The sequence below is a fragment of the Novosphingobium album (ex Liu et al. 2023) genome (assembly GCF_029076845.1).
Lineage (GTDB): Bacteria > Pseudomonadota > Alphaproteobacteria > Sphingomonadales > Sphingomonadaceae > Novosphingobium.
On record NZ_JARESE010000074.1, the window covers coordinates 1 to 2,276 of the forward strand.

The window sequence follows — 2,276 nt, forward strand, 5'->3', positions numbered from 1 at the left end:
TGAATCACAAATCAGCCCGCAAGGGAATCCCTCATCGATTCAAAGCGGTCGAAAACCGCTCTAATATGCATCGGTTAGCACCACCCAATCCAACGGAATTGACGTTGGCGAAGGCGCAGCATGAGATGACCACATAAAATGAAAATGGCGCCTTGCCCGCAATGTAGTGGCATTGGACGTTCAACCAAAAGCGAGGCCCTTTGTACGCTTTGTTACGGAACAGGGCGTGTTGAGAGTCCGGAAAGGTATGAAAACTCGCCGTTTCCATTGGTGCCATCAATATTTGACTATTTTTCTTCGAATACTGTATACTTATCTTGGAGGCTGTACAATACATTTAGAAGGATTATTCGCATTTTAAGTTCAAAGCCAGAAGTATCATTTGAACAATTCATTGATTCAGCTAGTTATGGTGACGCCGTTGTTGTGGAGAGATATATATCCTCAAATGGTGACGTGAACAGGCAGGTTGACGATGACATCGGCCTAACTGCTCTGCACCATGCCATCGGAAGCCGAGCCTATCAGGTCGTGGAGCTTCTCCTGTCTCACCCGCAAATTGACTTAACGATCAGAGACCGTTTGGGTCGGTTACCTAGCGATGTTGCATTCAAGGTCGCTCAAGATGGGGCTCTTGGAGATCGGTTGATTGAACTTGAGGCCGAACAGCGGCACGTTCGCGGCATTCCTTTTCGCCCTGATCTCCAGCCATAGACCCAATCCATGAGTTTTGTGTGAGCTTTTCTCGGCGTGGTTCGTGCGACTGCTGCTGCGTCGGAAGAATTTGGAAGCTTCCACCAGTCCAAGGGCCCCAACAGGACTGAACTTGCAGCGCTGCTCTTCCGCCAGTCTCTGGAGAAGGGCTATGAATACGCAGAAATCTTTTTGTTCGCGATGTGCCTATCGTCAGCTAAAGTCGATGGCGATCGGCCCGGTGTACCACAGCAGGACTAGCGTCTATCTGCCGTGTGATTGCGAGATTGACAACACTTCCTACGTCACGCGGACTGGCAAAGCCATCGTGGCGCTGGACATGCCGCGTAGACAGATTGCCGATTGGGCATGCGACACGATCGAACGGTTCGACCGTCGGGACGGGAATGCCTATTACCGTGACGGGACGCCTTACGATCTGGCGAGTCTCCCGGACTTCGGCGAGGCTTTCGGGGAAGATGCAGCGGCGAGCAATATTCGTGACTTGATGGGATACGCGGTGCGCGAGCCGAGCCGTCTGCGGCAGGAATGCCGCGATCGAGTAAGGCTGCTCACGACGGCGATGGCCATCACAATGCCAAGCCTTATGTACAATTTCGATCTTTGATCGAGAGGGGGAGGCCTACGCGGCCTCCCTCATTTGGTTCGTGAGGCGGCGACTGGCGGTTTGGTGATCAGCAACAGCGAGTTCGATACTGTCCCCCGTCAGCGCCAATGGCACAGAATTGAGGTTGTGAATTGAGGCGGGTTTGGGCTTCGTCGCAGTGACGAAGGAACGAAGATGAAGCCCAAACCCGCCTTCTTCCATGCCGCTGAATAGGCCGCAATGCTGTTCCAGCCGTAGGAGCTAACGGCGAAGCTATTGTTGGTGGGGAGGCCTAAGCAGCCTTCCTCATTTCGTATGCGAGCCGATCGCTAGCAGTGCGGTGATGCTGAGCATCAAGCTCGATGCCTAGCCAGTCGCGGCCTTGCTGCCGGGCTGCGACCAACGAACTTCCCGACCCGCAGAACGGATCGAGCACCAGCCCGCGTTGCGGACAGAAGCTCTCAATCAGCGGGGTGAGTGCCGAGACCGGTTTCTGCGTCGGGTGATACCTGTTCCCGATGTGTTCGAAGTCGATCACATCGGGGATTACCCAATCCGGTATGCTGACGTGACCTTTGGCCAGCAGGTATGCGCTCTCGTGATGCCTGGTGAGATAGCGCTGTGACGAGGCGTAGCGCTTGCGGAACACGATGTGCCCGACGACGCGAAACCCTGCCTTGGCCCAGGCGGACGAGAACTGCTGGATACTATTGAAGCCATAGAAGCTGACACAGTAGGTCCCGAACTTCATCAGCCTGAAGATTTCTGCAAAGGCCGGTTCGATCCAGGCGGCATTGTCGTCGTTGAGAACCTGCCTGCCGGTACGATCGCGATAGCGCGTGACGTAAGGCGGGTCCGTGAGAACAAAATCGACGCTGTTGCCGGGCATGGTGCGCATCACTTTGATGCAGTCGGACACCCTGATTTACCCGTTTCGGTGACGCGATGAGCGTGAGGCGGGCAGGTATGGAGCAGA

General features: G+C 54.8%; 3 protein-coding genes. 2 read left to right on the top strand and 1 reads right to left on the bottom strand.

Going from position 1 to position 2,276, the window contains the following annotated elements; genetic code table 11:
* The first annotated feature begins 138 nt into the window (after positions 1 to 138).
* Together PYV00_RS21205 and PYV00_RS21210 are read left to right on the top strand one after the other, a co-directional pair.
* Positions 139 to 714 (top strand): ankyrin repeat domain-containing protein, encoded by a 576-nt coding sequence (locus PYV00_RS21205; RefSeq protein ID WP_275230325.1) that lies wholly within the window; start codon positions 139 to 141, stop codon positions 712 to 714.
* A gap of 151 nt (positions 715 to 865) precedes the next feature.
* On the top strand, positions 866 to 1,321 hold the full coding sequence (locus PYV00_RS21210) for a hypothetical protein (protein ID WP_275230326.1): 456 nt from the start codon (positions 866 to 868) through the stop codon (positions 1,319 to 1,321).
* 271 nt (positions 1,322 to 1,592) lie between these two features.
* Here the strand turns inward: PYV00_RS21210 and PYV00_RS21215 are convergent, their stop codons facing one another.
* Complete coding sequence (locus PYV00_RS21215; protein ID WP_275230327.1) at positions 1,593 to 2,219, bottom strand: DNA methyltransferase; 627 nt, start codon at positions 2,217 to 2,219, stop codon at positions 1,593 to 1,595.
* Between the last annotated feature and the right edge of the window lie 57 nt (positions 2,220 to 2,276).

What these genes read in the sequence shown, in the direction of transcription:
- PYV00_RS21205 (WP_275230325.1), top strand. Translation starts at nt 139, where the DNA reads ATGAAAATGGCGCCTTGCCCGCAATGTAGTGGCATTGGACGTTCAACC.
- PYV00_RS21210 (WP_275230326.1), top strand. Translation starts at nt 866, where the DNA reads ATGAATACGCAGAAATCTTTTTGTTCGCGATGTGCCTATCGTCAGCTA.